The following is a 25,193-nucleotide window of genomic DNA, read 5'->3' as shown; positions in this document are numbered from 1 at the left end:
TTACATGTACCCCTTTTCCTTTAGGCTTACGTAGGCACCCTCTACTCCCACCACAATGTGATCCAAAACAGTGATGCCCAGCAGTTCACCAGCTTCTTGAAGTCTTTTTGTTACTTCAATGTCTTCTCTGCTGGGAGTAGGGTCGCCGCTCGGATGGGAATGCGCTACAATGATGGATGCCGAATTGGAGAGAATCGCGATCTTAAATGTCTCACGGGGATGTACGATGGAAGCATCCAGTGAACCAACTGAAACCGTGTGAATAGCTGTTGGCTCATTTTTGGTATTCAGGCAGAGCAACAAGAACTGTTCCCGATCCGTTGCATCCAGAAACTGCCGAAATAGTCCTGCAGCATCGCTAGCCATTCTGATTCGTCTTTGCGGGTACAGGAGACTAGACTCCCGTACCATTTTTACCGAGACAATGCTGACTCGCTTAGCTGGTGTATGTCCTGTTTCAGTTACCACCGTATCGTTCATATGTTCTCCTCCCATTTCTGAGAAAAAGGGACTCCCCAAAACAGCGAGCTCCTAGTTCATTGTCTTTTCAACTACTCCTCAAGAAATCGCTGTATTTCAATCGCTTCTTTCATTTCGCGAATGCGTTTATTCGCCAGTTCGTCCAGTATCACCCGCACTCTGTCGATGTTGACTTGAATTTCTCCGCCTTCACACTCGATTTTCCGAATGAACAGCAGTCCGTTCATGACATACAAGATGCGTCTATCTTCAAGGTACAGCGGGTATCCTCCTTTTAACTCCCGCTTGAACTCCCGAATCAACTCTTCTTTGTTCATCTTCCTTCCCCCGTCCCTTGAAAAATAGCATCTCTTTCAGCCTGTTCTTCCAGCCAGGTTTTCATTTCATCGTCCGTTACAACTTCAAGAGGAAGGTAAAAGACCATCCCGTACTCATTGGTGTAAATGACCACGACCTTGTACCAGCACTCTCCGTTCCGTTCCACTTTCTCGACAAACTCCGGCAGGCTTCCTAGTAAACCTTCACGTTTGCGCTCCAGTCCCACCACGGACAAATCCCGTAGATTGTCGCCTTTCTCCAAGACAACCATGAAGCCGTACATGTCCAACGTGAAATCTTCGTCCAAACCGTCGAAGTCAAAAGCTTCTTTTAGTCCGGAAAACTCTTCCTTCAAGTAGGAAGTAAACGCATATGAAAACACCCGCGCCTGTCGCAGCAGTCGTACATCCTGAATGGTTTTGATTGTCCGCATCATTAATCCCTCCAGAAATGAAAAAGGGACTCCCTGTCTGCCGTAGCAGAAGGAAATCCCCGTTATTCGTTGGAAAATCAATTGATTGATTATTGCCAGAAAGTACGGAACAGCCATTTCCGAATGGCGACTCCGGCAATGCCACCGAAAGCCACGGACACCAAGAAATCAATGTCACTAGAGTTGAACATCCAGTAGATGGCACCAACCACAGCTCCGCCAATTGCCCATTTTACAATCATTTTCTTTTTCCCCTTCACTTTGTATTTGCGTTCATTTGTTACCGGCGATGATTAACTATTATTAATTTGGCTAGTCGCTTGACGAATGGTATCGTAATCATTGAAGGTTTTCCTCAAAAACATGACAGCCTCCATGTTTCCAAGAAGAAATCCGTCTACTGCCACGTAGGAAACCTCAAAGGTGCCATTATCCAAAAGCTCGAACTTGAGTTGCAACTCGTAGTTTTCCATTTCCGAGTAGTACAAACCAGAAAACTCTACGAATTTCTTCCCGTTCGATTCGCTGAACGTCCACTTTGGCTCCGAGTGCAAGTACTCTAGCACCTCACCCAGTGGTTCGGTCGAGTATTGCTGGAGCGAACTAGCTTTAATGGCCTCCACATACTTTTTGCCTGGTTCAACAGCTTCTTCAATTTTCCCCTGTACATCTACTCCCATCCATGAAGCGATGAACCACACCGCTAGGACGATGATCCCCAGACTCGTCATGAAGCTGTAGAATTTGTTCATGCCGTTGAGGATCTTTTTACCTGCTCCCATTCCTTGTACATCCTCCCTTGATGACTTTTGGCCTATCTAAACGTTTTTTCATTAGTTGTCGGAACATAGATGATTTCATCGAATCTAGTAGAATCTTCCTATATTATCTTATAGATGTTAATTGGTAGTCAATTACTATTTATAGTGTGTGTAAATGGTTTTTACCCTCTAGTACGCTTGACTAGAGGTGGTACCAAATGGAAGAGAGCACGAAACAACTTGCAAAAATGCTAGGTGAACGTATCCGCAGTCTCCGTCTGGAACAGGGGCTCAGCCAGGAACAACTCGGTGAGCGCTCTGGACTGCACACCAACTACATCGGTCAAATTGAGCGGGGAGAGAAGAACCTTACCCTCGAAACCCTGCTGAAAATTGCCCGCAGCCTTGGGACTTCCTTGGAGCAGCTCCTGCATTCCGTTGATCCGCTCGATGTTCAAACCCCTCTTGGGCAAATTGTCGTCATGCTCTCTGAACGTCCTGTGGCCGACCAAGCCCTTGTTTTAGCGTTGATGAAAACGGTTTTTTCTTGGGAAGAAGAAAAGCGGAAGTAAGTCACAGTGGACTTTCTTCCGCTTGTTTGTTTGCCGAGGGAAATTGGCAGGCGAGAACGGTCATTTCCCAGCGTACCGCAAAAATCTCCCTGCGCAGCTTTTCTTCCCGCTGTTGAATCCATTCGCACACTTCCTTGAGTGTATCCTGGCATGTTTCTCCCCGTTGTTTGTACAGTAGCTCATCCTTTAAGAGATACAACGCTTTCTCGCATGTCCTTGTACCCCGTATCAGCGTATCCTCCTTGCCAACAAGCTCTTCATATTTATCCTGTACGCTATTCATGGAATCCCTCCTGATTCATTTACAGCAAGGCTACAGCCTGCTCCTTGTCCTGTCTGCTGGTGTTGATGTAGTAGTGCGCCGTCGTCTGGATGTGAGCGTGTCCGGCAAGTTTCGAGACGGTGGTGAGTGGCACGCCTCTCTTGAGCAAGCGGGAGCAGAAGGTGTGGCGGAACTTGTGCGGGTACAGCTTGAAGCCGAGCTGCTTCTCCAAGCCTTCCAGCAGCGTGTTGACCGCGTCCTTGTGCATCTTCTCGGCTCGTTGACTGAGCAGTAGGTAGGGACTGTCCCGATGCTTGTTTTCCTGCCGTACTGTTCGGATGTACTCTTTAATCAGATCCACAAGATCAGGCCGAAGCGGAATCTCCCTGTACTTGCCACCCTTTCCCGTTACCCGAAGTGTATTTGTGAGGTAGTCCAAGTCACTAAGCTGGATGCCGCAAAGCTCGCTCACACGTACCCCTGTGTACAGTAGCAGCCAAACGATCAGGTGGTTACGCAGGATGACTTTACTCCTGTCCTGGACGAAAAAGAGCAGGTGGTTGACCTCCTGCTCCGAAAACACCTCTACTACACCCTCGCTTCCTGCGGCCACCTTGATCCTGTCTTTGCGCAGCGTGACGACTTGCTCAGTGGTCAGCTTACGGTCGATCAGGAACAGGTTGAACGCCTGTAGCGAATTGATTTTCTTGTTGATGGTGGCCACTGCGTACTTGTTTTCCATGAGGTGGTTTTTGTAGCTGGAGACGTAGAATCGTTTCAAGTCAGCGAGCTGCTCCACTCCCATTCCTGTCAGGAACGCACAAAACGCCTTTACGTCGCCAACGTACGACTCGATGGTTTTTGGCGCAATCCCGTTTTCTAAAAGGAACAGTTCAAACTCCTCGATTAGCTGCATTCATTCTCCCTCCTGAAACGCAAAAATGCCCTGCTGCCTTTTGATGGGCGCAGGGCGTGTTAGTCTCGGCTTACGGACGTAAACTTGCGAAAGGTACGCCAGATGGATGACTCATCTGGACTCCATGCCTGACGGACATTCTCTGGATCAAGAATGCGGTAATGCTCGGTGATGAGGTTTTTCTGTAGCTTCCAGCCGTTTTTCCTGTCCAGGGTGTCCCAGAAGAAGCTCCCTCCTAGTGTTTTGGTCGGTAGGTTCGGGAAAAGCATGTACAACAACTCCTTTGATTTTTTTGAACGTAAAATGCCCTGCATCTATTGATTGGACACAGGGCTGATTGTGAGAGCTGCTGTTTAGTGAAGCTGCTGTTTCAGTTTTTCGATTTCTTCCGTTGGCAATCCCGTTGCTTTTGCAACCATTTCAACAGTCATGTCCATCGCTAGCAGATTTTTGGCAACTTCCTTTGCCTTTTGACGCTCGCCTTCTGCCTTTGCGCCTTCAATCATGTTGAGCTCATCCTTCAATGCCATTTCCCGCATCTCATACAATTTACGGGCTTCTTTATCCTGATTTAGAAACTCAAGCACATTGACCGCCTTACGAATCGTCGGTTCGCTCATCGCCAATTCCTCCAGTTTCGTTTTGCTTTCTGCCTTCAAAAACAACATCCACTTGACCAGCAAATCGCTGGTTTCCTGATGCACTCCTGCTACCTTTGGCAATTCAAGAAAATGGATTTCCAGATCATCAGTTAGCACGAATCCTTCCTCATCTTCCCGCAACCGAAACACACTGTGGTAGCTGTCTGTCGGGAGGTACTCAAAGTCGATGATGCTGATTGTGACCGTCTTTTTGAGGTTCCGGTACGGCTCGCCTTCTGCCAATTGTCCCTCGTACATCTTTGCCCAGTAGTACAGGGAGCGTTTCTCCATGTCGTACTTGTTGTGCAGTTGTACTTCGATGTTGATCTGTTCACCTGTCTTCGTTTTCGCCCTTACATCGAGGATGGATGCCTTGTCGCCAACCTGATCGGCGTTGATGTGCGGGTCAACCAATGTAATCTCCTTGAGTTGACTTCCTTCCTCTGGCTTTAGCGTCGCGTTGAGAAAAGACAGCAACAGGTCTTTGTTTTCCTCAGTACCAAAAATCCGCTTGAACACGAAATCGACGATGGGATTCATTCGTTTGGTCACGCCATCACTCTCCCTTGTTCCGTACGTCATATATTTTTATATTTATTATACCACCGGAATGCTTTTCAGACACTCCAGCCAAAGCCTCCTTTCAGACATATTCCTATTAATAATATAGTATTGAAATCTTGATAAAACCGGATTGCTGATCTCTCCTTGAACTGAAAAAAGCCAGCTACCAAAAATCGGCGGCTGACTGCATTCTTTATAGTTTACAGTGAAGGGAAGTTGTCACGTTTTCTTGTCGTGGCTGGGAAGTTGCTGGTGGGCATGTGACGGGAAAGAAAATGTAGTGAGCTAGCAGAAAGTTTTTCAGTGAGTTCCTTAACAAAGTGAAAAAGCCTGCCTCTTTCGAGACAGACCCTTTCGACATTCTTCGGGTGGTGACAGGCACCCAATCCCTTACCTGGAGGATAGGAGCCCTTATGGGCTCTTTTTCTGTGCATAGAGGTGATTTTTATTGCAATAAATCCAAGCAAAAGGAAAAAGCCTGCCTCTTTCGAGACAGACCCTTTCGACATTTTTCGGGTGGTGACAGGCACCGATCCCTAATTAGTTGGGCTCTTTTTGAGATCTAAAGTTAGTTACTCAATACGACTGTCAGTGCACGGTCAACAGTAGTACCAGCATCTGCTTTAATTGTTGCGGTAATGGTCTTAGTAACACCAGTAGCTTCATCAGTAATCGTCAACTCTACAGGAATGTCTGCAGCAACAGCAGCAGCTTTACCGGTAGCGGTCAACTTGATTACATTGTTCTCAAGTACTTCAGCAGTAAAGGTTTTAACACCAGCATCTGCTGTCAAGTCTGTGTCAGATGTCACGTTAACATCTCCCAGATCTACCAGAGCATCGTCAAGAATAGAAGCAGCAGCGTTTTCTGCATATTCTCCACCAAAGTTGTTGTTAACAGTGAAGGAATCACTATTAGGCGCGAACTGCAGGTTGATTTCCTTATCTACAACCAGACCAGCTGGATTGATGTTATCAACCGCAGCAAGGTTCAGGATAAGCGGAATACCGTCAACAGATTCGTAAGCGTCAAATAAATCCCACCTTAAATTACAGACCGCACTTTGAGATAATCTCCTCAGAATCAAGCGAGGAGGATGTAGATGAAGAAAACGGGTCTCTGTACGCAGTGGGAGGCACGAATCAAGGATTATCGGGCCAGCGGTCTTACCGCCGCGAAATGGTGTGCGGAAAATGAAGTTACCACCAGACAGCTATGGTATTGGCTGCGAAAATTTCGGGATTCAAAAGAATCCTCTGTCCGTCCACCGCAGTGGGTGGAAGTCAACGTGGACAAACCGCAGGAGAACACAGAGTCTCCGTTACTGGTCAAAGTAGGTGCGGCCGTGATTGAAATCCGTCCTGGCTACAATCCCACACTCCTGTCCGACGTAGTTCGGACGCTCCAGGCCTTATGCTGAACTCCTTCCAGATCGATCGGGTCTATCTGGCTTGTGGCTTCACCGATCTGCGAAAATCCATCGACGGTCTGGCAGCGCTCGTGCAAGAAGGCTTCAGGCTGGATCCCTTCTCCCCGTGCCTGTTTGTGTTCTGCAATCGTGACCGCAACAAGCTCAAGATCCTGTACTGGGAGCATAACGGCTTCTGGCTCTTCTACCGCCGTCTTGAACGCGGTACGTTCCAGTGGCCAACGGGCAATGGAGAACCGGTAACGGTCTCCAGCCGTGAGCTGCGCTGGCTGCTGGATGGACTTTCACTGAGCCAGAGGCAAGCGCATCCACCAGTCACAGCCCGCACGGTCATCTAACGCAACTGTTTGTGGTTTCGAAACACCTTTTGGCAGGGAATATGAAGCTCTTTGGCGAAAAGAAAAAGAATGAAAAATCGAGCGGATTTCCCCACCCTTACAACCGAAGAATATGCAGCGCAGCTTGCCAAACTTCAGCAGCAGAATGCGGAGCTAACAGCCAGGCTCAAGTGGTACGAAGAGCAGTTTCGACTTGCCCAGCAGAAGCGCTTCGGCACTTCAAGCGAGAAGACGCATCCGGATCAACTGGAACTACAGCTGTTTAACGAAGCGGAAGTGTTGGCGACCCCTGTCTCACAGGAACCAGCTATCGAGACAGTCACGTACAGCCGCAAGAAGACGGCTGGCAGCCGCGAGGCCAAGCTGGATTCGTTTCCTGTGGAAACGATCCTGTATGAGTTGCCGGAGGCTGAACAAGTTTGTGCGTGCTGCGGCGGTATGCTTCATGTGATGAGTACGGAGACGCGAAACGAAATCACGGTTGTTCCAGCGGAAGTGAAAGTGCTGCGCCATGTGCGTCAGGTGTATGCGTGCCGTCACTGCGAGCGTGAGGAGATCCACACGCCCATCGTGACGGCTCCTATGCCAAAGCCCGTTTATCCGGGAAGCTTGGCTTCCCCTTCGATCCTCGCGCATGTGATGAGCCAGAAGTATGTGGACAGCCAGCCGCTATACCGACAGGAGCAGCAGTTTGCTCGTCTGGGTCTCACCCTCTCGCGGCAGACGCTTGCGAACTGGATGATCTACGGGGCAGAGCAGTGGCTTTCGTTACTGACAAACCGTATGCACGAGCACTTGCTGAACCAGGACATCGCGCATGCCGACGAAACCACGTTGCAGGTGCTGTGTGAACCGGGCAAGTCAGCGCAAGCACAGTCCTATCTGTGGTTGTACCGAACTGGACGCATGGGACCGCCCATCGTTCTGTACGATTACCAGCCAACGCGCGGCGGCGAACATCCCCGAAAGTTTCTGGCGGGATTCAACGGCTACCTGCACGTGGACGGTTACCCTGGCTACCACAAAGTGTCCGGTGTGACGTTGGTCGGATGCTGGGCACATGCGCGCCGCAAATACGACGAGGCGCTGAAGGCGCTGCCTGCTTCGCAGGACAAAACCGAAACGGCAGCCTGGGAGGGACTCCAGTTCTGCAATCAGCTCTTTACCATTGAGCGAGAATGCAAGGATGCCACCCGGGAGGAACGCTATGCCATCCGGATGGAGCGCAGTCGCCCTGTTCTGGATGCTTATTTGGCATGGCTGCGCCAGCAGCGATCCCGTACCTTGCCGAAAAGTCTGCTTGGACAGGCGATTGCTTACAGCTTGAATCAATGGGACAAGCTGACGGCGTTCTTGAAGGACGGGCGACTGGAGATCGATAACAACCGCAGTGAGCGCTCCATCAAGCCTTTTGTGATCGGAAGAAAGAACTGGCTGTTCGCCAATACGCCACGCGGTGCAAAGGCCAGTGCGATCATCTACAGCGTGATAGAAACGGCGAAAGAGAATGGACTGAATCCCTTCAAATACTTGATGTACGTGTTCGAGCAACTCCCACAGCTTTCCGATCCGAAAAATCCGGAAGCGTTGGACAGCTTGCTCCCTTGGTCTCCATCGCTACCCTTGACCTGTCGTATGCTCAAATCCTGATTCCAGCATAGATCAGCCCACATCTTGGCGACAAGGTGTGGGCTATTTGACGCTTACACAGATTCAATTGCAGTTGTACCATCAGCCAATTCTGCGTCAGCATCTGGAGTGAAGCTCAGTGGAGCATCTGGTGCAGCAGTAGCAGTATCAGCAGCTACTAAGCCAGAGAAGGTGATGGTTACTGTGTTACCATCCACATCATACTCCAAAGTATTAGCTGGGTCAGTACCAAAGAGAGTATCACCCGTCAAGGCACCAAACGCAGTTGTGATAGCAGTAGCGGTTACTCCGGAGTCACCTGCTGCAATCTTAGCAACCACATCAGGGTTGATTGCTTTGTTGAAGGTGATAGTCATGGACTCGTCGCCTTCGATGATTGCAGGATTTTCACCTTTGTCAAGACTTACACCAGTGATTCTGAAGGAGCTGGTAGTTACAGAACCATCAGTTACCAGAGCAGTGGAGAGGTTTTTCTTGAATTCTACAGTTACCTCTTCACCAGCAGGGATGTCAGTGCCAGCATCCAGAGTGATGGTAGCATATTCATCGCCAGTGTTAGCTACAGAATCAACTGTCAGCTCGGTACCTTTGGAAGTCTTAACTTTAAAGTCTGCTTTGTTAAGAGAGGACGCAGTCACATCCTTATCAAACGCAACCTTAATTACGTTTCCAGCTGTATCTGCATCAGCTACAAATGCGTTAGAGATTGCAGCACTTGTTGTATCTTGCAGAATCAGACCAGAGTTAGCAACAAGTTTGTTTCCAAAAATGTCCTTGGTACCGATGTTGCTAGCAGCGACCTTCAGACCATATGCATTTGTCAGGGTCAAGTCTTCTTTCAGCGTGATAGTGATAGTAGATGTATTGGCAGTTTTAACAGTGCTGTTCGCAAATGTTACGGACTGAACATACTTAGCCGTTTGATCTACGTTGTTCTCAAAGAGTCTGAAATCTGCTGGATTAACATTTCCGAGCAGTCCGTTTACTTTGATAGTTACTTGTTTCTTAGTCAAAGTAGTAGACGCTACGAAATCGTTGCTTCCGAGATCAAGTGCTGTTGCAGCAACTGGAGTAGCAGTGAACGGAGCAACAGTTTTTCCATCAGCAGTTTTAAGACCTACTGCTTGAATTTGGCTAGTTACTCGTACAGCACCTTTGTCTGCTTCAAGGATATACAACTCAGAGCTAACCTTTGTAACTTTAGCTCCAGCTACTTCAGCGAAGCTCTTCGTGCCTACTGGAGTAGTTACGATCCAGTTAGCTGTGTTGAGAAGAGACTCTTCAGATACAGAAGCGGAAGTAGTTTCGTTGATGTTCAGAAGAATTTGATCCTTAGTTTGTGTACCCGTTGCAGCGGATGCAGTTGCACCAGCTACCAATCCTGGCATGTTAGCTACGTTGATTACTTCGGATTTGTCAGCCAGTACACGACCCAACGAATCTTTCAGACCGGTTACTTTAACAGTGTAGTTACCTTGAGCAAGCGGGTTGTAAACATTGATCAAACGTACAGCATGATCGTCAGTGCCATCAGCCTTCTTACCATATTCTACACTCTTAACAAGAACAGCATTGCCGTCTTTGTCAGTGATTGGGTAGAAAGCACGACCTTTTGTCTTATCAGCTGTCGATGCATCGTCAGCAAACACTGTTGTTGCATCAGCGATTTCAACGTTCAGTTCAACCTTGAAAGTATCGGAATCTACCAATTTGATTGCACTTACAGCAGGTGTAATGGCATCAACGATAGTCTTCGTGAACTTAGCAGTTGGAGCTACGTTACCAGCAAAATCTTCTGCGCCTTTAACGAAGAAGTGTTTTTCTCCTCCAGGAATCAGGTTGAATTTCACTTTGAAAGTAGTAGCATCAATTTTCTCGAAAGATTGACCTACGTTGGAGTTGTTGCTTTCGGAACCATCTACATTCCAATAAACATTAGATGCATTGAAGGTTTTGATAGGCTTGTTGAATTTAACGATTACATACTCTTGACCCAGTACATCAAGCGAAGAAGCTTGTGGAACTGTAACGTCAGCAGAGTAGCTCAGTTCAACTTTTGCAGCAGCTGCAACATAACCAACATAGTCAACAACTTGGCGATCTTTGTTGAGATAAACGTTGTATTTAGTGCCTGGTTTCAGTTCACTACCTGCATTCAAAGTAATGATCCATACCTTGCCGTTTTCGCTGGAAGTAGCCGCAGCAACGTGTGGCAGAGCAGTATCCTCGGTACCATCAGCTTTTACTGGGAAAATTTCTACAGAAGAGTTAACACTTGCACCCAGTGTTTTAACAGGCTCACTGAATGTTACTTGTACTTGACTAGTGCTCAGAGACTTAACTTCAGTAACAGTTGGGATAGTTACATCGTTAAGAGTCGTCTTGGTTTCAACATCTACACCTAGCTTAGTGCCTGCAGCATCTTTAATTTCTTTGGATGCTTTAACAGTGTACTCGCTACCGTTGTTCAATGCAGCACCTAGAGTAAGGAGAACTTCCTTCTCGTTAAGCAACTGAACACCAGATACTGCTTTAGCTCCTTCGAGACCAGTAACAGTGTAGTTAGCAGTTTTCTCAGCAGAGATACGATCTACAGCTTTAGAGAAAGTTACTTTAACTTGAATACCGTTAATAGCACAACCCCAACCTGGAAATTTGGCGGAATTTTCAGAAACAAACCTCAAGCGGCTCAAGGATTTTGCAAAACGTGTTGCACAACCATTTGTAGAACGATAGAAAATGGAGTCACCAAGTTGCAAAAGAAAGGAAACCACGAGAAAGTGGAATCAACCATTTCCCAAAGACAGTTTTCCACCCCATTTTCACAAAAAGAGAGGCGCTCCCCAAGCAACCCAAGGGGTTTGCTCGTTGTCTTGGCCAACAAGTCCCATGTTGCTCGTTTTTTGTAGAGCATCTCCCACTCGTTGTTTTTCGCCTCACGCTCGAAGAAAAAAAGAAAACGGCAACCTCGAACCTCTTCGAACAGCGCTGCCGCTTCCCACAGTCCTCACCTTTCCCCTAGTAGCGTGTCAATCTCCCGCTCGTACCCGTACCGTCGAAAGAAGTCAATCAAAGCCACTTCAAAAACGTCGCGTTGATTGATGTTTTTCTCCTTCGCATACTCCTTGACCAGATTGTCCAACGTATTTGGTACGTGAATCGTTTTTGACGTAAGTATCCCAGGAACCATGTATCTTGGTAGCTTTGCTCCATTAGGGCCGGGCAGGATTAATCGAAACAGCTTTTCCTTGTTTCTCTCCATCAACTCAAGAAGTGGAAGAAAACGAGTGAAATCCACTTCCCCGGCATCCTGATCGTAACTAGATACACCCATCGGTGGTTCAACTCCAGTCCCAGCTTCCCCTGATACGACCATTGTTTGTCCGCGATTAATGACACCAGTTTCTTCAATGAGCCCAATCTTTTGAACATAATTTTTCTTATCCGTCGACCACTCGTACCCTTTACCCTTCATGTAGTCCGCCATTTCCCGATGGTCAGAAAAACCCAGTTGCTTTGCGATTACCACTGGATCAGCACCTTCCTTCTCAAAGAAGGAAAGTACACTAGCTACCTTCGGTGACGAAGCAATCGCTGAATGGATTGACTTTACATCCACACGACTAAACTCTGGGACGTACGTCTGTTTGACCCTATCCCAAATAAAGTTTTTGCGCCTCATGTAAATGTCCAGTGACTTGTAGTTTTTGTACCCGAACTCTGCGGCCAATTCATCCCTGGACTTTCCTTCCGCCAATCCACGCAAGATTGCGTTCACTCGTTCGTCGTAAACTGGTTTTTTATCCTCTGGTAATGACATGCAACACGCATCCTTTCCTTATTATATAGTGAAAATTACATGCTGGAAAAAAGGACGGGGCTGAGGGCCCCGTCTAGCAGGCTTACCTACAATACATTAACTGCTTCGCACAGTTCCTCAATGTTGCTGTGCGTATAAATACTGGTCACTTTCAATGATGAATGCCCCAACAGCTTCTGGATTTTGACCAGGTTCACTTCCTTCTTCACCAGTTGGCTGGCAAAGCTATGTCGCAGGATGTGTGCCGTCACTTTCTTTTTCCACTTCAGTTTGGTAACAGTTTCGCCAAGCACCCTGTTCACATATACCGGAGAAAGCATTCCCGTCTTGCCTGTGGCAAAGAAGTAATTGGACGATACCTTTGGCCGCTGCTTTTTAACATATTCGACCAATAAGGGAAGTAGCTTGTCCGAGATCGGAACGGTACGATCCTTGTTCCCTTTTCCCGCAATGACACGAATCCTCTTCTCGTCTAAATCTACTGTGTCTAACGTCAAATTCAGACATTCAGAAATACGCAGCCCTGTGTAGTACAAGGTCAAGACTACAAGTTTGATAAGCGGGTGTTCAATCGCATCGACCAGTTGCATGACTTCGGATTCAGACAGATGCGTCCGCTCCTTTTGCTGTAACTTTGGCGGTTCCACAGAAAGCGCTATATTCCGCTTCACAAACTCCTTCTTGTAGGCATAGTCAAAGAATGAACGAAGCGTGTACAATCTTCTTGAACGGCTAGCTGGTGCTTGCCCTTGCCTTTGCAATTGCTCCAGGAACGACTCCAAGTCACTAACCTTCACCTCCTCGATGTAAAAAGCCCCGTTGTACCTTTTTTCCATAAAACGAGTAAACATCTCTAAATCTTTGGAGTAGCCACTGATTGTTTCAGGACTCCGCTCAATCGCTTGCATGTGCTGGAGAAATTTCTGGACGACTTCAGTAAACAGGTACATCATGTCACTCTCCCTTTATATTCTTCATAGGAATAATATCTAACTGTAAAAGATTTCAAGACGTTTTTTTGTGGGACGCGACCCACCGCATCGACCCACGCTGGGTCGCGGCGAAGCCTTGCGTGTCAAGGAAAGACACCCCGCGACCCAGGAGACCCAATCATTTTTTTCTGATAAACATACATTTTTTTGTGAATTTGCCTGAAGTGAAATGCTCTTTTCCAATCTGTTTTTTTCCGCTGGAAACCAACCGCCCAAGGCTGTCTCGCTCATCTCGAGGGATCTGTACAGGTACGGGATCTTTCCAAACCGAACGAGAACGTGCTTTGGGATCTTTTTTTCAATGACACTCGCAAACAAGGTGGGTCGAGTGGGTCAGGGAAACAAAACCCTTGGGAGACATCTAATTTGCACGTCACCGGACGGGTCAGGGTAGTGGGACGCGTCCCTACACGGCTGCAGTTAATCCAGATCCGTCACATTTACCTCTGTGTAATCCTCTGCATCATCCGTACTTCGTATACCGACTGGCTTTGTTTTGCTGGTAACGAATGGAGAAGGGAGTGGTGCCCTTTTCAGCATCTCCAGCAAAGAATCGTCAAACAAGAAAATATGAACATCAAGGCGTGGTTTGTCGGGATCAACCTTCCGTTTTCTTGTCAGCTTTTTTTCTTCGTGATCCAAATAACCTTTGGCCTTCATTTTTTGAAGCACTACAGAGCTGTCATCGAATCCACCTTCATGCACGAGCCTGCGAAATGGCTCTTTCATGATCACGACTTCGACCCCTTTGCCAGGCTTGCGAGTAATGCTCCCCATGCAATCTCGAATGGCTGGAGCCCCCTCCATGTTAAAATGCGCCTGAAATTCAACTACCTTTTGCTTCAGGTACTGGTACGCCCGCTCGCCGAGATCTCGACTTTCGATATTCTCTTGATCGATTTTCAGCAAAAACTGAAGAATGCCGTCGATGTTTACCTGAAAATCAAACAATTGATTCATCAATTCAGCCGTAGCCAGGATGAGCCCAAATCGGTCTGCCATACGCGCGGACAAGCCATCTTTGCTCTCCATTTTTTCGTAGCAAATCTTCGACCATTTTTTCCAACGTTCAATGATGTGGTCCTTGCCTTCACGTAGAAGATATTCGACAAACTTGGGCCCGGCATGACCGTAGTTTTGTTGCAATCCGTTTTTAATTTCGACTGCATTTTCCGGAGAAGTCGTCCATTCCACGTTACCGATTTCCTGTAGCCGAACGATTAACCCACTGTTTTGGTTTGACTTTGATTTCAGCGAGTGTTCCGCAGTTGAAAACACGATACCACTCCAAGATGCGCGTTTACGCTCCTCAATCTCTTTCGTCATCCGTGCTTTCTCGCGTCCCTCGGCCAATAGATACAAAATGTCCGTGAAGTCCTTCATTCGGTTCATGGACGCTTCATCAAATGCGATAGGAATACCATGCTTGTCCGCTATCTGGGCCATCATCCCGTTTTTGGTGCCAAGCCATTGAAAAATGATCCCTCCTTCCTGTTTCGAAGGGAGAGCAAATGGTGAGACAAAGACGCGCATTGCAGATGTCTTCCCTCTTGACGTATCGCCAAAGAGATGAAACAAAAGCACCTCGATGTCGACGAACCGGGCAATGAGAGAAATCAGCGGAGAAGCAAAGCCGCATACCAACGCAAATTCAAGGGGGATATGCCCCAGTACTTCTTGCTCAATGACTTGCTTCCATCCCTCATACGTTCCGTTTTGAATCGATAATTTTCCAGCATATTCAGAGGAATACGGGAGATTGGAGCCGATAATCTGCTGATGTTTATAAACCAAAGCCCCATCATGATCCGCCCACCCAAGCTTCTCATGAACTTTTTTTAATGGTGCCCCATCCTCTTGTAAAGACAAGAATTTTGCAATGTGACGGACTTTATGGTTAGGTACATCAACACCATAATCGAGTAGTTTCGTTAATTCGTTTACTTGAAGCTGGGATCTCTTTATCGTCAACTCATGCCACTGATCTATAAACCAATATCGTAATACGATCTGGTACATCCCGTCGTCAATGTTCTGTTGGGTTTCTTTGATAAACACCAAATTTGCAAACCGCTTTTCCTTCAATTTTCCACTCTTGTCCGTTTGCAATATATACAAGTCAGTGCCACGCCCCACAAATTCGCCGTAACGAAGCTCGCCGGAGGAATGGGGCCAGTTGGACTTCGTTTTCCTTTTAGACAGCGGTACAGATGCAGAAAGCGGCAGGGATTGTCCATCCGAGTCATCCACTTCATCGGCAGGTAAAGATACCTCTGCTGGCTCCTGATCAACATCAAGAGTATCTTCATCGAGGTCTGAATCCTCGGTGACCTCTATATCCACTTCCATATCCACTTCCAGGTCAAACTCGGTGACTTCATTGGCACGGTTAATTTTTTGGCGGTTTGTTTTGGGAAATTGATCAAAGCTCATCTGGTAATCCTCCTCGTCTAATCGTCGGAAATTTTGTATAGAAGGGAGAGGGGAGCCCCCTCCCTTGGTATCCACTACTACTACTCCTTCACATGAATGAACGCGACCGTATTTTTCCCCTGCCCTTTGTATGTCACATCGGAGAAGGTAATGGACGTACGATTGCTAAAGTCCAGATCATAACGATCGGTAATTTGCTTAACCAGTTCGCTGCGGTAGATAATGCTTTTCGTACCGCTTTCTCTCATCGAGTAAGAGGTAAATTGATCCCCGAGATACGCTGAAACGGCAATCCGATCCTCACCATATCCGATCTGAACGGTTTTGGGATGATGAAGCCGCTCCATCAACTCCTGACTCAGCGCGACCCTCATGCCGTTTTTGGAATGTACAATCGACATAACCCCTGCTTTTCCGACCGATCTACCCTGCTGATGGCATACGGACGGTGTAATATCAGACAAATCTACGTCTTCATGATCGTCATCCGATTCATCCTGATCAAAATCATCGTCGGAATCAGCAACTTCTTCTACTTCTGCTACTTCTTCAACGTCTTCAACGTCTTCAATAGTTTCAATATCTTCGATGTCCATATCCAATTCAGTATTGATCATGTTTTCCATGTGTACATACTCCTTCACTTTGTATTTGTGCAGCTTGATTGAACGTGTTGACCCGCCATGATCTGATCGTAAATCACCAAATTCGCGCCCTTACGAGAGCGATAAAGTAGTGAGTATAGGTGGTTCATCCGCAGAAACCAACCAACAATCATATCCTTTGTCTGCAACAGACTGACTGAGCAGTTTCTCCTCTTTCAGTACATCATCAATGTAGAGCTGAAGTAATTGCCCAATGGTGTCTTTCAGGGAAAAGTCACTTTCCATCACATCGAAGTACCCGAGATGACGGACTTTTGTCTCCAATTTCTTGAGGAAGTTTGCCCGATGTCTTATTGTCTGAAAGCCTACGTTTTCCCGCAGACTCCACCTGGCGGTGATAGAGGTACCAAGCTCGCCAACTGACTCAAGAACTTGAACCGACGGTATCGTCCCATCGAACAGGGGAAGGTCGTCATTGCGCAGTTTCTCGTAATAAACATTGTGTCTGACGTGAAAAGCCGTGGACATCCCGTCTAACCCCTCGGGATAGCTTCGCTCCACTTCCTTGTTGTTCGGATAAACCATCCAAACCGACTCAATGGAGAGATTGCTTACAAATGCCATTTCTGGTTTTGAGTTCATTTGGTTTGCCATGTGTAGAATCCCCTTTCTCTGTCATGCATGGTCATCATCCGCATCTCCGCGACACGCTCAAGGCTTCGCCGTCCCAGATCAAGCCAGCAATACGGATAACAACCCTTACCCAGAAACAAAGCTCCGAACCTGCGATACTAGCGGCGATACCGTGTACGGAAAAGAACCTATGTCTTTTCTCTTCAAACCCGAACTACTTCTCTCGGTTTTGGAAGGGTCTCAAGGGTCGCTCGCCGCGAACCCTTGAGACAACTGCGTTTGATGCGTCCCCGACAAGGTACCTACCCAGGGGCACTACACCACAGAAAGTAACATGCCAACTGATCCTCCTTTCGTGCAACGGATTCAGTTGAATGCTTATTGGACAGCTTGTAACTGTCCCCCCGATGCGCGGGCGCTTTTTGGCAAAGAAAAAAGACGCCCTTCAACAACAAGAATCTTTTTGAGCAGGTCAAACAGACCTAGAGCAGTTATGCTCTTCCAAAGATTCCCCTTGTTGCTTGGCGTCTAGATACGGACTTCGCACGCGGTTATTGTCCGGCTTACTGACTTGAGTTAGCTTGCACACGGAATTGGCTCAGTGGCCGTTCCAGCAGAGGCTTCCAATGTGGGATATTCAACTTTAGTAGTTATTCTAGCAGATGTTTCCTGTCCTATCAACCCTCTTTTTCTAAGATTTCACATTTTCTTTTCTACTTGTTGATTTCGTTATCTTCCCGCTTCTCTCGCAGGTAAAACTGGATGGCCTCGGTGATCAGCCAGCTGTAGCTGCGAATGTACCTTTGTTTTTTCAGCTTGTGAAGCGTTCCCATCAGTTCCCGATCCACATAAATGGTCAGCTTCTTGTGCTGTTTATCGAATTCCGGTCTTTTGCGCAAGCCAGGGTATGGATGGTCGGGCAAACGGAAATCGCCGATTTTTGAGAACGGTCGATCCGAACTAGCCTGTCCGTGCTCCCCTTTAGTCGGGTGCGGGGAGGAGATTTCGTGTACTGTTTCCACTTCGACGTCTTCTTCCCAGTCGAACTCGATTCCCGCATCATCGCCGTTCTCATCTACATGTCCAGGTACTGAACTCCAGCTAATGCCGTGCGTAATCGAATCCCGTTCATTTCGCTTTTGTGCTTCTGTCAGGGGCAGATTCCCAGTAGGTCGTTCAAACATCTTTCATCCCTCCGTTATTCAGGTCGACGGAAAAATCGTCGTGAATGTCGACTTTTATCAGACTGTTCCCCTGCGTGTGGAAGCAAAAAAAATGGGCAAACCGTCGCCTGCCCAAATGATCAAGTCGCCCTGCTAAATTTCTACAGCAATTGTCTGCGAAGCTCCTCCGCATCGAGTCCTCTTTCTTTTGCCACTGTGGTAATGGCCTTCTCGCGACTCATTCCTTCCAGCACCAGTTTCACGATGAGCCAGATGATCTCTTTCAGAATTGGATTCAGTCCAGGCACCTCCTTTCCGATTCTATCTTGTGGCTCAAGAGTTATCGCAAGGCTGCAAAGATGATCCCCATGTTCAACTTGTCACCACTTTCAATATTCTTCGGGCAGCAAGGCCGTACTGTAAGTACCGGAATCAATGATCCAAACCGTTACGCCGATCGCCAGATTTTCGGTATGGTCGACGAAAAACACTTCTTCATGGAAAGGCTGCTCCTGTCGGTTCAAGACCTTCTGCAACGGCTCTCCGTCCACCCACTCGGCGGAGAGTTCGAAAATTTGGAGATGATCGAGCTGATCACCGCGTTCCTGCCGTTTCTCCAGAATGCTCCACAACATCTGTTGCAGTTCAAACGGAACAGCTTCATTGACCCCGCGTGTCACGAATCTATCTGAAGAAAACAATTTCCGCTCTACCATCTTTACATGTACCCCTTTTCTTTCAGGCTGCAAAATGAGCCTTCCATTCCTACAACGATGTGATCCAGGACGGGAATGCCCAGCAGCTCGCCCGCCTCTTGTAGCCTCCGTGTCACTTCGATGTCTTCCCTGCTCGGCGTAGGGTCGCCGGAAGGATGGTTGTGTGCCACGATGACGGAAGCGGCGTTCGCCAAAACAGCGGCCTTGAAGACCTCTCTGGGATGTACGATGCTCGCGTCCAGGGAGCCCACCGAAACCGTGTGAATGGCAACCGGCTCGTTTTTGGTCGACAGGCACAGCAGGAAAAACTGTTCCCGATCCGTTTCCTCCAAAAACTTCCGGAACAGCCCAACGGCATCTTTCGCCATGCGAATTCTTCTCTGCGGGTACAGCAGGCTTGACTCCCGCACCATCTTTACCGAGACGATGTTGACTCGTTTGGCAGGTTGATGCCCTGCTTTTGTTGCGGTTTTATCGTTCATGTGATTTCCTCCCATTAGTAGTTTAGTAAAATGGCATCACGCTCGACCTGATCCTCTAGCCAAGCTATGGCCTGCTCATCGTCCGCTACGGATTCAAGCGGTAGGAGAAACGACATTCCGTACTCGTTGGTGTAGATGACCACGACCTTGTACCAGTGCTCGCCGTTTCGTTCCACCTTTTCCACAAACTCCGGCAGGCATCCCAGCAAACCGTTTTGACCGCGATCCAGTCCCACCACGGACAGATCGCGCAGATTGTCGCCTTTCTCCAACACGACCATGTAGCCGTGCATGTCGAGCGTGAATTCTTCCTCCAAACCGTCGAAGTCAAAAGCTTCTTTCAGGGCCAAAAACTCTTCTTCCAAGTACGCTGCGAAGGCGTCGGAAAACACTCTCGCTTCCCGCAGTAGCCTTACGTCCTGAATGGTTTTGATCGTCCGCATGGTTCCGTTCCTCCTCAAACAGAAAAGGCACCTTCCCGTTTTCGTTAGGGAAGATGCCTCTCGCTTTTACGATTGGTTTTGAACAACTGCTATCAATTGGTATTTGAAAGTGGATTAGTTAGCTTATCATAAAAACAGGAATTCCACGAGCATGTACGCCGCTACGAGACAGCCGAGAATCATGGTGAAAAGGGCCTTTCCGCCAAAGTAAGTAATGTCAAAAATTCGGTGGATGATTCTGAAAAAGATAAAAGCAATGACAAGCACGACAATGAGTGTAAACATAATTGTGATTTCCTCTCCTCATATTGGTTTATTCTTCTAAAAAGTCAAGGAACGTAGCGTAAGCCTGATCCGGGTCTACCGTGACAAGGAGGTAGTGCATTTCCATTTCCAGGTACGTGATCTGTTGATGCAAAAAGTTTAGATTCTTGGCTGCCAGCATCATATATCCTACCGCTTGTATCTCCGTTACCATGACTTCACTCAAGCGACCTTCGCCCATGAGGGAGAATTTTTCCCGACGATCAATGGGTTGATTGAGCTTCGCCTTAGCGATCGACCATTTCGACAAGCTCATCAGTCCGTCTTTTTTGAAGGCTGGATCGATGTACGTTTCTTCGGCAATCAGGGCAGAGGCCGCTTCCGCCACCAGCGCCATCTCTTTCACAAGGTGATCCGCATGGTTTTTTTCTATGCCAAGATTGGTAGAAGCCATAATGACAAACCCTAGCACTTCTTCAAAATCAAGCACATTGTCCGTCAGCGGATTTTCTTCTAGGAATTTCGCGCTTCGCATCTCTGTGTTTCCCCCCCTTCATGTCGAACTTCCGCCATTTTTAGTGCGTTTTGCCTGTCAAAAAGTAAAAGAATGAGTCGGATTTAGTAGAATCTTCCTGTATTATCCTATAGGTGTTATCTGATAGTCAACTAACATCTATAGTGTGTGTTACTACCAAACTACCTCCTGTACGCTTGTGGTGAGGTGGGGTTGAATGGAAGCGAACACCAAACAACTGGCGAAGAGATTGGGCGAACGGATTCGCACTCTTCGTATGGACAAGGGCCTGAGCCAGGAACAGCTCGGCGAGCTTTCCGGCCTGCACACGAACTACGTCGGCCAGATCGAGCGGGGAGAGAAGAACCTGACGATTGAAAGTCTCTCCAAGATCGCCCGCAGTCTCGGCATTCCTTTGGAGCAGCTGTTCCACTCCGTCGATCCGCTCGGCCCCGAAACGGAGCTTGGTCGAATCGTCATGCTGCTGTCAGAACGTCCCGTTGCCGACCATTCGCTGGTGCTGGCACTCATGAAAACCGTCTTTAGCTGGGAAGAAGAAAAGCGGAAGTGAGCGATGAATGTCATCTCACCTCCGCTTTCGCTTGTTTGTCCGGGAACTGGCTGGCCAGACGCGCCTTTTCCCATCTGATCCGGTGCCATTGCTTGCGCAATTCTTCTTCTTTCTGCCGGATCGCCTCGCAGATCGCCTCCGCTGTCTCCAGGCAGGAGCTTTCGCTCTCCCTGTAGACCAATTCGTCCACCAGTAGGGACAGGGCTCGTTCGCATGTTTGGATGCCCTGAACCACGCTATCTTCCCGCAAAATCAAAGCCTCGTATTCTTCCCGTACTGAATTCACGAATTTTCTCCTTTCTACAGTAGATTCACCGCACGTTCCTTTTCTTCTTTGCTCGTGTTGATGTAGAAATGAGCGGTTGTTTGAATGTGCGCGTGTCCGGCCAGTTTGCTCACAGTCGTCAGCGGCACGTTTTTCTGGAGCAGCCTCGTGCAGAAGGTGTGCCGGAACTTATGCGGGTACATGCGGAAGCCAAGACGCTTTTCCAAGCCCTCCAGCATCGTGTTCACCGCGTCTTTGTGCATTTTCTCCGCTCGCTGGCTGACGAGCAGAAACGGGCTCTCCCGGTGCTTGCTCTGCTGCCGTTCCGTCCTAACGTACTCTTTGATGAGATCAACCAGATCGGGGCGAAGCGGAATCTCTCGGTACTTCCCTCCTTTGCCCGTCACTCTGAGCGTATTGGTTAGGTAGTCGATGTCACCGAGACGGATGCCGCACAGTTCGCTCACCCGAACGCCCGTGTACAAAAGCAGCCAAACGATGAGATGGTTCCGCAAGGTGACCTTCGTCCTGTCCTGAACGAAAAACAGAAGCTGATTGACTTCCTGCTCGGTGAACACCTCGACTTCTGCCTCGCTTCCGACTGCCACCTTAATCCTGTCTTTGCGCAGCGTGACGACCTGCTCCGTGGCCAGCTTGCGCTCGATCAAGAAGAGGTTGAACGCCTGCAGGGAGTTGATCTTCTTGTTGATGGTCGCCACCGCGTACTTGCTGTCCGTAAGCCTGCTTTTGTAACTGGAGACGTAGAAGCGCTTGAGATCGGTCGGCTGATCCACTCCCATCTCCCGCAGGAACGCACAAAACGCCCTGACGTCGCCCACGTAGGATTCGATGGTTTTCGGGGCGATCCCGTTCTCAACAAGGTACTCTTCGAACTGCTGGATCACGTTCATTGGAAACACCTCCTGAAACGAAAAAATGCCCTGCATCCATTCATTGGACACAGGGCCAGGGCCGTTTGTGATTCTCCTAGTGAAACTGCTTTTTTAGTTTTTCGATTTCTTCGAGAGACAACCCGGTCAATTCGGCAACTTCGGAAGCAGCTAAACCCTTTGCAATCATGTTTTGAACAATGGAGGCCTTTCCTTCAGCTAATCCTTCCTCGCGAGCTTTCATTTGCCGAATCTCCGCTTCTCGCGCAGCAGACAACTCATCGTGAATCGCCTTTTTCCTCGTCTCGTACTCTATCCACTTCTGGTCGTCGCGGCTCAGGTCTTCCCACTGATCGAATGCTTTCTTCATCACCGGATCTTTCATCGCAATCGCCTCCAATTCTCTGCGAATGTCTTCACGATCGTCTGCCTCCAGAATCAGCAGCCATCTCTCTTTTTCGTTCTCTTCGAGGTTGACGGCTTGCTGCTCCCACAGTCTCAGCAGCTTCGGCATCTCCACGAAATGAACTTCCAGCACGTCTGTCAACAAAAACTTCTCCTCGTCCTCGTACAGACGGAACGTGGAGTGGTAACGATCCGTTTCCTGCAGCAGGTCAAAGTCCAGGATATTGATGGTAATGGTCTTTTTCATCTCGCCGTAGGATATACTGCCCTTTTTCAGTTGCGAGGAGTAGATGCGCGACCAGTAGTAGAGCGTCCGTTTCTTCATGTCGTACTTGTCGGCCAGCTGAATCTCGATGTTGATGTACTCATCCTTTTCCGTCCGGGCGTAGATGTCCAAAACGGATTGTTTGTCCGTCTCATACTCCCGCAACAATTCCGAGTTGAGAATGGTCAGGGATGCAATCCGGTCGTCCTTGGGCAGCTTCAGAAGCGCGTTGAGCATCGCTCGCAGGATCGGTTCGTTTTCCTGCGTGCCGAACAGCAGCTTGAACGCGTAATCCACCTTCAAATCCATGCGTCTCGTCACGCCATCACCCTCCCTTGCCCGTTCATTGTCTGTACTACCATTATACCACCGGAACGCTTTTCAGACACTCCAGTCAATGCCTCCTTTCTGTCTCATCTAAGATAATATTAAATGTCTGAAAATGGATTTGATCCGATTTTTGGAGTGGAGAGGGGAGTGAGGTACAGAAAGAAATGGTTAATGGAGGAGAGCTCGCTGGACTCGCTACAGTTTTTATAGTTTACAGTTAGATTACAACGGACAGGGTGCTTGGAGAGAGCGGTGTTTGTCAAGATAGTTGTCGCGAATTGATGAAAATAAGATAGCTATGTTTGAGCTTTTTGCTCAGCTTGAATAAGGGTCGCTTTTTCCGGATTGAGCCAAACTTCTTCATCCAGGCTCCAATCGCGTGTAGCCCCTGACCAGCGACCAGGATTCGAGGCTTTCGCGGTTTCGTAGACTCGTTTTCTTTTCTCAAATACTTGCTTAGACAGACCGTTGTGTCTCTGGTTCGGCGTTATAAAGTTAAGTCCGCTGTGGCGATGCTCGTGATTGTACCAGCGCACAAAACGCAGCACCCATTCACGCGCTTCTGTGCGATCCTTAAACCCTTGCTCAGGGTACTCTGGACGGTATTTGCATGTCCGGAAGATGGATTCAGCATAGGGGTTATCATTGCTAACTCGCGGACGGCTTCTAGAAGGGGTAATACCTAAACTGTACAGCGTTTCTAATAAGGTTGCCCCTTTCATTGGACTACCGTTGTCCGAGTGCAGCACAAGTGGTTGCTGGCGAACGACACACTGCTCACTTAGCACGGTTCTGCGAATCAATTGACTGGCATGCTCGGCCGACTCTTCCTCCCAAATCTCCCAACCGACAATTTTGCGACTATACAAATCCAGCACGAGATAGAGGTAGAAGAACAAGCCTTTAACCGGCCCAGGCAACCACGTAATATCCCACATCCAGACCTGGTTAGCCCCGGTTGCACGGTGACTTGTCAGCGGCTTGGCGGTTCGCTTCTTGCTCCGTCCACGATGCTGCTGCTGTTTGTGTTTATGCATCACGCGATAAAAGCTCGATTCGGAAGCGATATACGTCCCCTGATCGGCCAGCGCGGGAACGATTTGACTCGGAGGCAAACTCTGAAATTCCGGTTGATGAATGACGTCCAGAATCTGTTGCTCTTCATCCTCGCTGAGCTTGTGGGCGGGCTCAGGCCGTTTCGCATTTGGACGCCCATCTTCACGCACACCATACTGTCGCCAACGTTGCAGGGTGCGCTGAGTCAGTCCAAGCTCTTTACAGGCGAGCCGCTCTCTTGCTCCGGCTTCGACCGCTTCTTGAATCAGTGATATGGCTAATTGACGATCTGAGGCACTGATCATTCGTCCCCTTGGTCCCCCCAGATCGCTTGGGCCTTTTTTCGTAACACCAGTAGCGCGGCCGTTTCCGCGAGCGCCGCTTCTTTGCGCTGCAGCTCACGGCTTAGGGTTTTTACCTCTTGCTCCTTTGTACGGAGATCCTTTTGGAGCTTGCTCGCTTGCTCGGCTATCCCGCCATTGGCTTGCATGCAGGCATCACGCCAAGCCTCTACTTGTTCGACGAATAGCCCTTTAGCGCGACAGTATTCCGACAGTTCGATTTCACTTAGCGCAGCGGTTTCCACCACGATGGCAAATTTATCTCTTGTGCTCCATCTCTCGGCAGGCTGCGTACCATCAGGCATGATCTTTCCTTGTGCTTTGGCCGCCTTTTTCCATTTGTATAGCGTTGTTTCCGATAATCCGCTCTCTCTGGCGATCTGGCTGACAGGCTCATTGCTGGGCGGCATCATCCGTTGCAAAATGCTCTGCTTTAATTCCTTGCTCACTTGGTTCATTGTCTCCCACCTCGTCCTCGTTTTCCTCACTATACGTTCTTTAGAGGGGTACGACAACTATTCTGACACAGGGGGAGAGTGAAACGCGGAGTTGTGAGGAAGAGTCTGAACTTTTTCAGTGAGTTTCTTACGCGTTCTTCAGTGAGTCATAGTAAAAGTAAAGAGTCTACCCAATGGGTAGAC

At 48.4% G+C, this 25,193-nt stretch carries 32 protein-coding genes; 5 read left to right on the top strand and 27 right to left on the bottom strand.

The genetic code is table 11. The annotated features are described in order from the left end of the window. The 5 genes from T458_RS54225 to T458_RS54210 form a co-directional block, all read right to left on the bottom strand. Nucleotides 1-480, bottom strand: coding sequence for a JAB domain-containing protein (locus T458_RS54225; protein WP_023555271.1), 480 nt, complete (start codon nt 478-480; stop codon nt 1-3). A 71-nt stretch (nt 481-551) separates the two neighbouring features. After that, the gene (locus T458_RS54220) at nt 552-797 is read right to left on the bottom strand and encodes a hypothetical protein (RefSeq protein WP_023555270.1); all 246 of its coding nucleotides are present in this window, start codon (nt 795-797) and stop codon (nt 552-554) included. Continuing rightward, nucleotides 794-1,234: a hypothetical protein gene (locus T458_RS54215; protein ID WP_252989886.1), complete on the bottom strand. Its 441-nt coding sequence runs from the start codon at nt 1,232-1,234 to the stop codon at nt 794-796. The genes T458_RS54220 and T458_RS54215 overlap by 4 nt, the downstream gene beginning before the upstream one ends. 86 nt (nt 1,235-1,320) lie before the next feature. Then, entirely contained in the window at nt 1,321-1,473 is a 153-nt protein-coding gene (locus T458_RS57395) for a hypothetical protein (RefSeq protein ID WP_023555268.1), read from the bottom strand. A 51-nt stretch (nt 1,474-1,524) separates the two neighbouring features. Further along, on the bottom strand, nt 1,525-2,013 hold the full coding sequence (locus tag T458_RS54210; protein WP_023555267.1) for a hypothetical protein: 489 nt from the start codon (nt 2,011-2,013) through the stop codon (nt 1,525-1,527). A 197-nt stretch (nt 2,014-2,210) separates the two neighbouring features. On the opposite strand from T458_RS54210, the gene T458_RS54205 reads away from it, so the two are divergent. Beyond that, nucleotides 2,211-2,564, top strand: coding sequence for a helix-turn-helix domain-containing protein (locus tag T458_RS54205; RefSeq protein WP_023555266.1), 354 nt, complete (start codon nt 2,211-2,213; stop codon nt 2,562-2,564). Between the two features lies 1 nt (nt 2,565). Here T458_RS54205 and T458_RS54200 read toward each other — a convergent pair whose 3' ends face one another. The 5 genes from T458_RS54200 to T458_RS54180 all read right to left on the bottom strand — a co-directional run bounded on the left by T458_RS54200 (nt 2,566) and on the right by T458_RS54180 (nt 6,034). Continuing rightward, nucleotides 2,566-2,847 carry a hypothetical protein gene (locus T458_RS54200; RefSeq protein ID WP_023555265.1) on the bottom strand — a complete coding sequence of 94 codons (282 nt, stop codon included), beginning with the start codon at nt 2,845-2,847 and terminating at the stop codon, nt 2,566-2,568. 19 nt (nt 2,848-2,866) lie between these two features. Continuing rightward, complete coding sequence (locus tag T458_RS54195; protein WP_023555264.1) at nt 2,867-3,742, bottom strand: tyrosine-type recombinase/integrase; 876 nt, start codon at nt 3,740-3,742, stop codon at nt 2,867-2,869. A 59-nt stretch (nt 3,743-3,801) separates the two neighbouring features. Continuing rightward, the gene (locus T458_RS54190; RefSeq protein WP_023555263.1) at nt 3,802-4,011 is read right to left on the bottom strand and encodes a hypothetical protein; all 210 of its coding nucleotides are present in this window, start codon (nt 4,009-4,011) and stop codon (nt 3,802-3,804) included. A gap of 84 nt (nt 4,012-4,095) precedes the next feature. Beyond that, nucleotides 4,096-4,935 carry an Rpn family recombination-promoting nuclease/putative transposase gene (locus tag T458_RS54185; protein WP_023555262.1) on the bottom strand — a complete coding sequence of 280 codons (840 nt, stop codon included), beginning with the start codon at nt 4,933-4,935 and terminating at the stop codon, nt 4,096-4,098. Nucleotides 4,936-5,515: 580 nt separating this feature from the next. Continuing rightward, complete coding sequence (locus tag T458_RS54180; protein ID WP_023555261.1) at nt 5,516-6,034, bottom strand: hypothetical protein; 519 nt, start codon at nt 6,032-6,034, stop codon at nt 5,516-5,518. A 15-nt stretch (nt 6,035-6,049) separates the two neighbouring features. Here T458_RS54180 and tnpA point away from each other — a divergent pair, with 15 nt between their 5' ends. From tnpA to tnpC, 3 genes are all read left to right on the top strand, one after another. Beyond that, nucleotides 6,050-6,367, top strand: a complete 318-nt coding sequence (tnpA, locus tag T458_RS54175; protein ID WP_023555260.1) for an IS66 family insertion sequence element accessory protein TnpA — start codon at nt 6,050-6,052, stop codon at nt 6,365-6,367. Beyond that, the gene (gene tnpB / locus T458_RS54170) at nt 6,361-6,714 is read left to right on the top strand and encodes an IS66 family insertion sequence element accessory protein TnpB (protein ID WP_023555259.1); all 354 of its coding nucleotides are present in this window, start codon (nt 6,361-6,363) and stop codon (nt 6,712-6,714) included. Before tnpA ends, tnpB begins: the two co-directional genes overlap by 7 nt. Before the next feature lie 69 nt (nt 6,715-6,783). Then, entirely contained in the window at nt 6,784-8,364 is a 1,581-nt protein-coding gene (gene tnpC / locus T458_RS54165) for an IS66 family transposase (protein ID WP_031306303.1), read from the top strand. Nucleotides 8,365-8,417: 53 nt separating this feature from the next. Here the strand turns inward: tnpC and T458_RS54160 are convergent, their stop codons facing one another. From T458_RS54160 to T458_RS54110, 13 genes are all read right to left on the bottom strand, one after another. Beyond that, a complete protein-coding gene (locus T458_RS54160; protein WP_171819427.1) occupies nt 8,418-11,123 on the bottom strand; it encodes an Ig-like domain-containing domain in 2,706 nt (901 codons plus the stop codon). Nucleotides 11,124-11,371: 248 nt separating this feature from the next. Then, entirely contained in the window at nt 11,372-12,184 is an 813-nt protein-coding gene (locus tag T458_RS54155; RefSeq protein ID WP_005834985.1) for a hypothetical protein, read from the bottom strand. Nucleotides 12,185-12,270: 86 nt separating this feature from the next. Continuing rightward, nucleotides 12,271-13,137, bottom strand: coding sequence for a tyrosine-type recombinase/integrase (locus T458_RS54150; RefSeq protein ID WP_007786466.1), 867 nt, complete (start codon nt 13,135-13,137; stop codon nt 12,271-12,273). Between the two features lie 459 nt (nt 13,138-13,596). Next, complete coding sequence (locus T458_RS54145) at nt 13,597-15,609, bottom strand: DUF927 domain-containing protein (RefSeq protein ID WP_023555256.1); 2,013 nt, start codon at nt 15,607-15,609, stop codon at nt 13,597-13,599. An 80-nt stretch (nt 15,610-15,689) separates the two neighbouring features. After that, the gene (locus T458_RS54140; protein ID WP_007778580.1) at nt 15,690-16,235 is read right to left on the bottom strand and encodes a hypothetical protein; all 546 of its coding nucleotides are present in this window, start codon (nt 16,233-16,235) and stop codon (nt 15,690-15,692) included. A 90-nt stretch (nt 16,236-16,325) separates the two neighbouring features. Further along, a complete protein-coding gene (locus tag T458_RS54135; protein WP_023555255.1) occupies nt 16,326-16,868 on the bottom strand; it encodes a hypothetical protein in 543 nt (180 codons plus the stop codon). A gap of 692 nt (nt 16,869-17,560) precedes the next feature. Further along, a complete protein-coding gene (locus T458_RS54130; RefSeq protein WP_005834975.1) occupies nt 17,561-18,031 on the bottom strand; it encodes a ribbon-helix-helix domain-containing protein in 471 nt (156 codons plus the stop codon). 140 nt (nt 18,032-18,171) lie between these two features. Beyond that, the gene (locus T458_RS57390) at nt 18,172-18,318 is read right to left on the bottom strand and encodes a hypothetical protein (RefSeq protein WP_007778568.1); all 147 of its coding nucleotides are present in this window, start codon (nt 18,316-18,318) and stop codon (nt 18,172-18,174) included. An 81-nt stretch (nt 18,319-18,399) separates the two neighbouring features. Beyond that, complete coding sequence (locus T458_RS54125; RefSeq protein ID WP_005834973.1) at nt 18,400-18,726, bottom strand: DUF960 family protein; 327 nt, start codon at nt 18,724-18,726, stop codon at nt 18,400-18,402. Nucleotides 18,727-18,728: 2 nt separating this feature from the next. Next, nucleotides 18,729-19,208 (bottom strand): JAB domain-containing protein, encoded by a 480-nt coding sequence (locus T458_RS54120; RefSeq protein ID WP_023555254.1) that lies wholly within the window; start codon nt 19,206-19,208, stop codon nt 18,729-18,731. A gap of 14 nt (nt 19,209-19,222) precedes the next feature. Next, entirely contained in the window at nt 19,223-19,651 is a 429-nt protein-coding gene (locus T458_RS54115) for a hypothetical protein (protein WP_005834969.1), read from the bottom strand. A 126-nt stretch (nt 19,652-19,777) separates the two neighbouring features. Continuing rightward, the gene (locus tag T458_RS57385) at nt 19,778-19,936 is read right to left on the bottom strand and encodes a hypothetical protein (protein ID WP_023555253.1); all 159 of its coding nucleotides are present in this window, start codon (nt 19,934-19,936) and stop codon (nt 19,778-19,780) included. 28 nt (nt 19,937-19,964) lie between these two features. Continuing rightward, complete coding sequence (locus T458_RS54110) at nt 19,965-20,450, bottom strand: hypothetical protein (RefSeq protein ID WP_005834967.1); 486 nt, start codon at nt 20,448-20,450, stop codon at nt 19,965-19,967. Between the two features lie 196 nt (nt 20,451-20,646). Between T458_RS54110 and T458_RS54105 the strand changes: the two genes are divergently transcribed. After that, nucleotides 20,647-21,000 (top strand): helix-turn-helix domain-containing protein, encoded by a 354-nt coding sequence (locus T458_RS54105; RefSeq protein ID WP_023555252.1) that lies wholly within the window; start codon nt 20,647-20,649, stop codon nt 20,998-21,000. Nucleotides 21,001-21,010: 10 nt separating this feature from the next. On the opposite strand, the gene T458_RS54100 is transcribed toward T458_RS54105, so the two are convergent. The 4 genes from T458_RS54100 to T458_RS54085 all read right to left on the bottom strand — a co-directional run bounded on the left by T458_RS54100 (nt 21,011) and on the right by T458_RS54085 (nt 25,010). After that, complete coding sequence (locus tag T458_RS54100) at nt 21,011-21,286, bottom strand: hypothetical protein (RefSeq protein WP_023555251.1); 276 nt, start codon at nt 21,284-21,286, stop codon at nt 21,011-21,013. A gap of 14 nt (nt 21,287-21,300) precedes the next feature. Next, nucleotides 21,301-22,176 (bottom strand): tyrosine-type recombinase/integrase, encoded by an 876-nt coding sequence (locus tag T458_RS54095; protein WP_023555250.1) that lies wholly within the window; start codon nt 22,174-22,176, stop codon nt 21,301-21,303. Nucleotides 22,177-22,252: 76 nt separating this feature from the next. Continuing rightward, nucleotides 22,253-23,146: an Rpn family recombination-promoting nuclease/putative transposase gene (locus T458_RS54090; protein WP_023555249.1), complete on the bottom strand. Its 894-nt coding sequence runs from the start codon at nt 23,144-23,146 to the stop codon at nt 22,253-22,255. A 305-nt stretch (nt 23,147-23,451) separates the two neighbouring features. Beyond that, a protein-coding gene (locus T458_RS54085) for an IS3 family transposase (protein WP_252989885.1) occupies nt 23,452-25,010 on the bottom strand; the annotation gives its coding sequence in 2 pieces (ribosomal slippage) (nt 23,452-24,539 and nt 24,539-25,010; 1,560 coding nt in all). Between the last annotated feature and the right edge of the window lie 183 nt (nt 25,011-25,193).

The organism is Brevibacillus panacihumi W25, from assembly GCF_000503775.1.
Taxonomy (GTDB): Bacteria; Bacillota; Bacilli; order Brevibacillales; family Brevibacillaceae; genus Brevibacillus; species Brevibacillus panacihumi_A.
This window is presented reverse-complemented; position numbering and strand designations above follow the sequence as displayed.

Excerpts from the sequence above, each read along its gene's own strand:
- T458_RS54210 (WP_023555267.1), bottom strand. The coding sequence starts at position 2,013 with ATGGGAGCAGGTAAAAAGATCCTCAACGGCATGAACAAATTCTACAGC.
- tnpB (WP_023555259.1), top strand. The coding sequence starts at position 6,361 with ATGCTGAACTCCTTCCAGATCGATCGGGTCTATCTGGCTTGTGGCTTC.
- T458_RS54130 (WP_005834975.1), bottom strand. The coding sequence starts at position 18,031 with ATGTTTGAACGACCTACTGGGAATCTGCCCCTGACAGAAGCACAAAAG.
- T458_RS54150 (WP_007786466.1), bottom strand. The coding sequence starts at position 13,137 with ATGATGTACCTGTTTACTGAAGTCGTCCAGAAATTTCTCCAGCACATG.
- T458_RS57385 (WP_023555253.1), bottom strand. The coding sequence starts at position 19,936 with ATGTTTACACTCATTGTCGTGCTTGTCATTGCTTTTATCTTTTTCAGA.
- T458_RS54135 (WP_023555255.1), bottom strand. The coding sequence starts at position 16,868 with ATGGCAAACCAAATGAACTCAAAACCAGAAATGGCATTTGTAAGCAAT.
- T458_RS54125 (WP_005834973.1), bottom strand. The coding sequence starts at position 18,726 with ATGGTAGAGCGGAAATTGTTTTCTTCAGATAGATTCGTGACACGCGGG.
- T458_RS54095 (WP_023555250.1), bottom strand. The coding sequence starts at position 22,176 with ATGAACGTGATCCAGCAGTTCGAAGAGTACCTTGTTGAGAACGGGATC.
- T458_RS54155 (WP_005834985.1), bottom strand. The coding sequence starts at position 12,184 with ATGTCATTACCAGAGGATAAAAAACCAGTTTACGACGAACGAGTGAAC.
- T458_RS54110 (WP_005834967.1), bottom strand. The coding sequence starts at position 20,450 with ATGCGAAGCGCGAAATTCCTAGAAGAAAATCCGCTGACGGACAATGTG.
- T458_RS54200 (WP_023555265.1), bottom strand. The coding sequence starts at position 2,847 with ATGAATAGCGTACAGGATAAATATGAAGAGCTTGTTGGCAAGGAGGAT.
- T458_RS54215 (WP_252989886.1), bottom strand. The coding sequence starts at position 1,234 with ATGATGCGGACAATCAAAACCATTCAGGATGTACGACTGCTGCGACAG.
- T458_RS54105 (WP_023555252.1), top strand. The coding sequence starts at position 20,647 with ATGGAAGCGAACACCAAACAACTGGCGAAGAGATTGGGCGAACGGATT.
- T458_RS54145 (WP_023555256.1), bottom strand. The coding sequence starts at position 15,609 with ATGAGCTTTGATCAATTTCCCAAAACAAACCGCCAAAAAATTAACCGT.
- T458_RS54205 (WP_023555266.1), top strand. The coding sequence starts at position 2,211 with ATGGAAGAGAGCACGAAACAACTTGCAAAAATGCTAGGTGAACGTATC.
- tnpA (WP_023555260.1), top strand. The coding sequence starts at position 6,050 with ATGAAGAAAACGGGTCTCTGTACGCAGTGGGAGGCACGAATCAAGGAT.
- T458_RS54195 (WP_023555264.1), bottom strand. The coding sequence starts at position 3,742 with ATGCAGCTAATCGAGGAGTTTGAACTGTTCCTTTTAGAAAACGGGATT.
- T458_RS54120 (WP_023555254.1), bottom strand. The coding sequence starts at position 19,208 with ATGAACGATAAAACCGCAACAAAAGCAGGGCATCAACCTGCCAAACGA.
- tnpC (WP_031306303.1), top strand. The coding sequence starts at position 6,784 with ATGAAAAATCGAGCGGATTTCCCCACCCTTACAACCGAAGAATATGCA.
- T458_RS54190 (WP_023555263.1), bottom strand. The coding sequence starts at position 4,011 with ATGCTTTTCCCGAACCTACCGACCAAAACACTAGGAGGGAGCTTCTTC.
- T458_RS54115 (WP_005834969.1), bottom strand. The coding sequence starts at position 19,651 with ATGCGGACGATCAAAACCATTCAGGACGTAAGGCTACTGCGGGAAGCG.
- T458_RS54140 (WP_007778580.1), bottom strand. The coding sequence starts at position 16,235 with ATGGAAAACATGATCAATACTGAATTGGATATGGACATCGAAGATATT.
- T458_RS57395 (WP_023555268.1), bottom strand. The coding sequence starts at position 1,473 with ATGATTGTAAAATGGGCAATTGGCGGAGCTGTGGTTGGTGCCATCTAC.
- T458_RS54220 (WP_023555270.1), bottom strand. The coding sequence starts at position 797 with ATGAACAAAGAAGAGTTGATTCGGGAGTTCAAGCGGGAGTTAAAAGGA.
- T458_RS54225 (WP_023555271.1), bottom strand. The coding sequence starts at position 480 with ATGAACGATACGGTGGTAACTGAAACAGGACATACACCAGCTAAGCGA.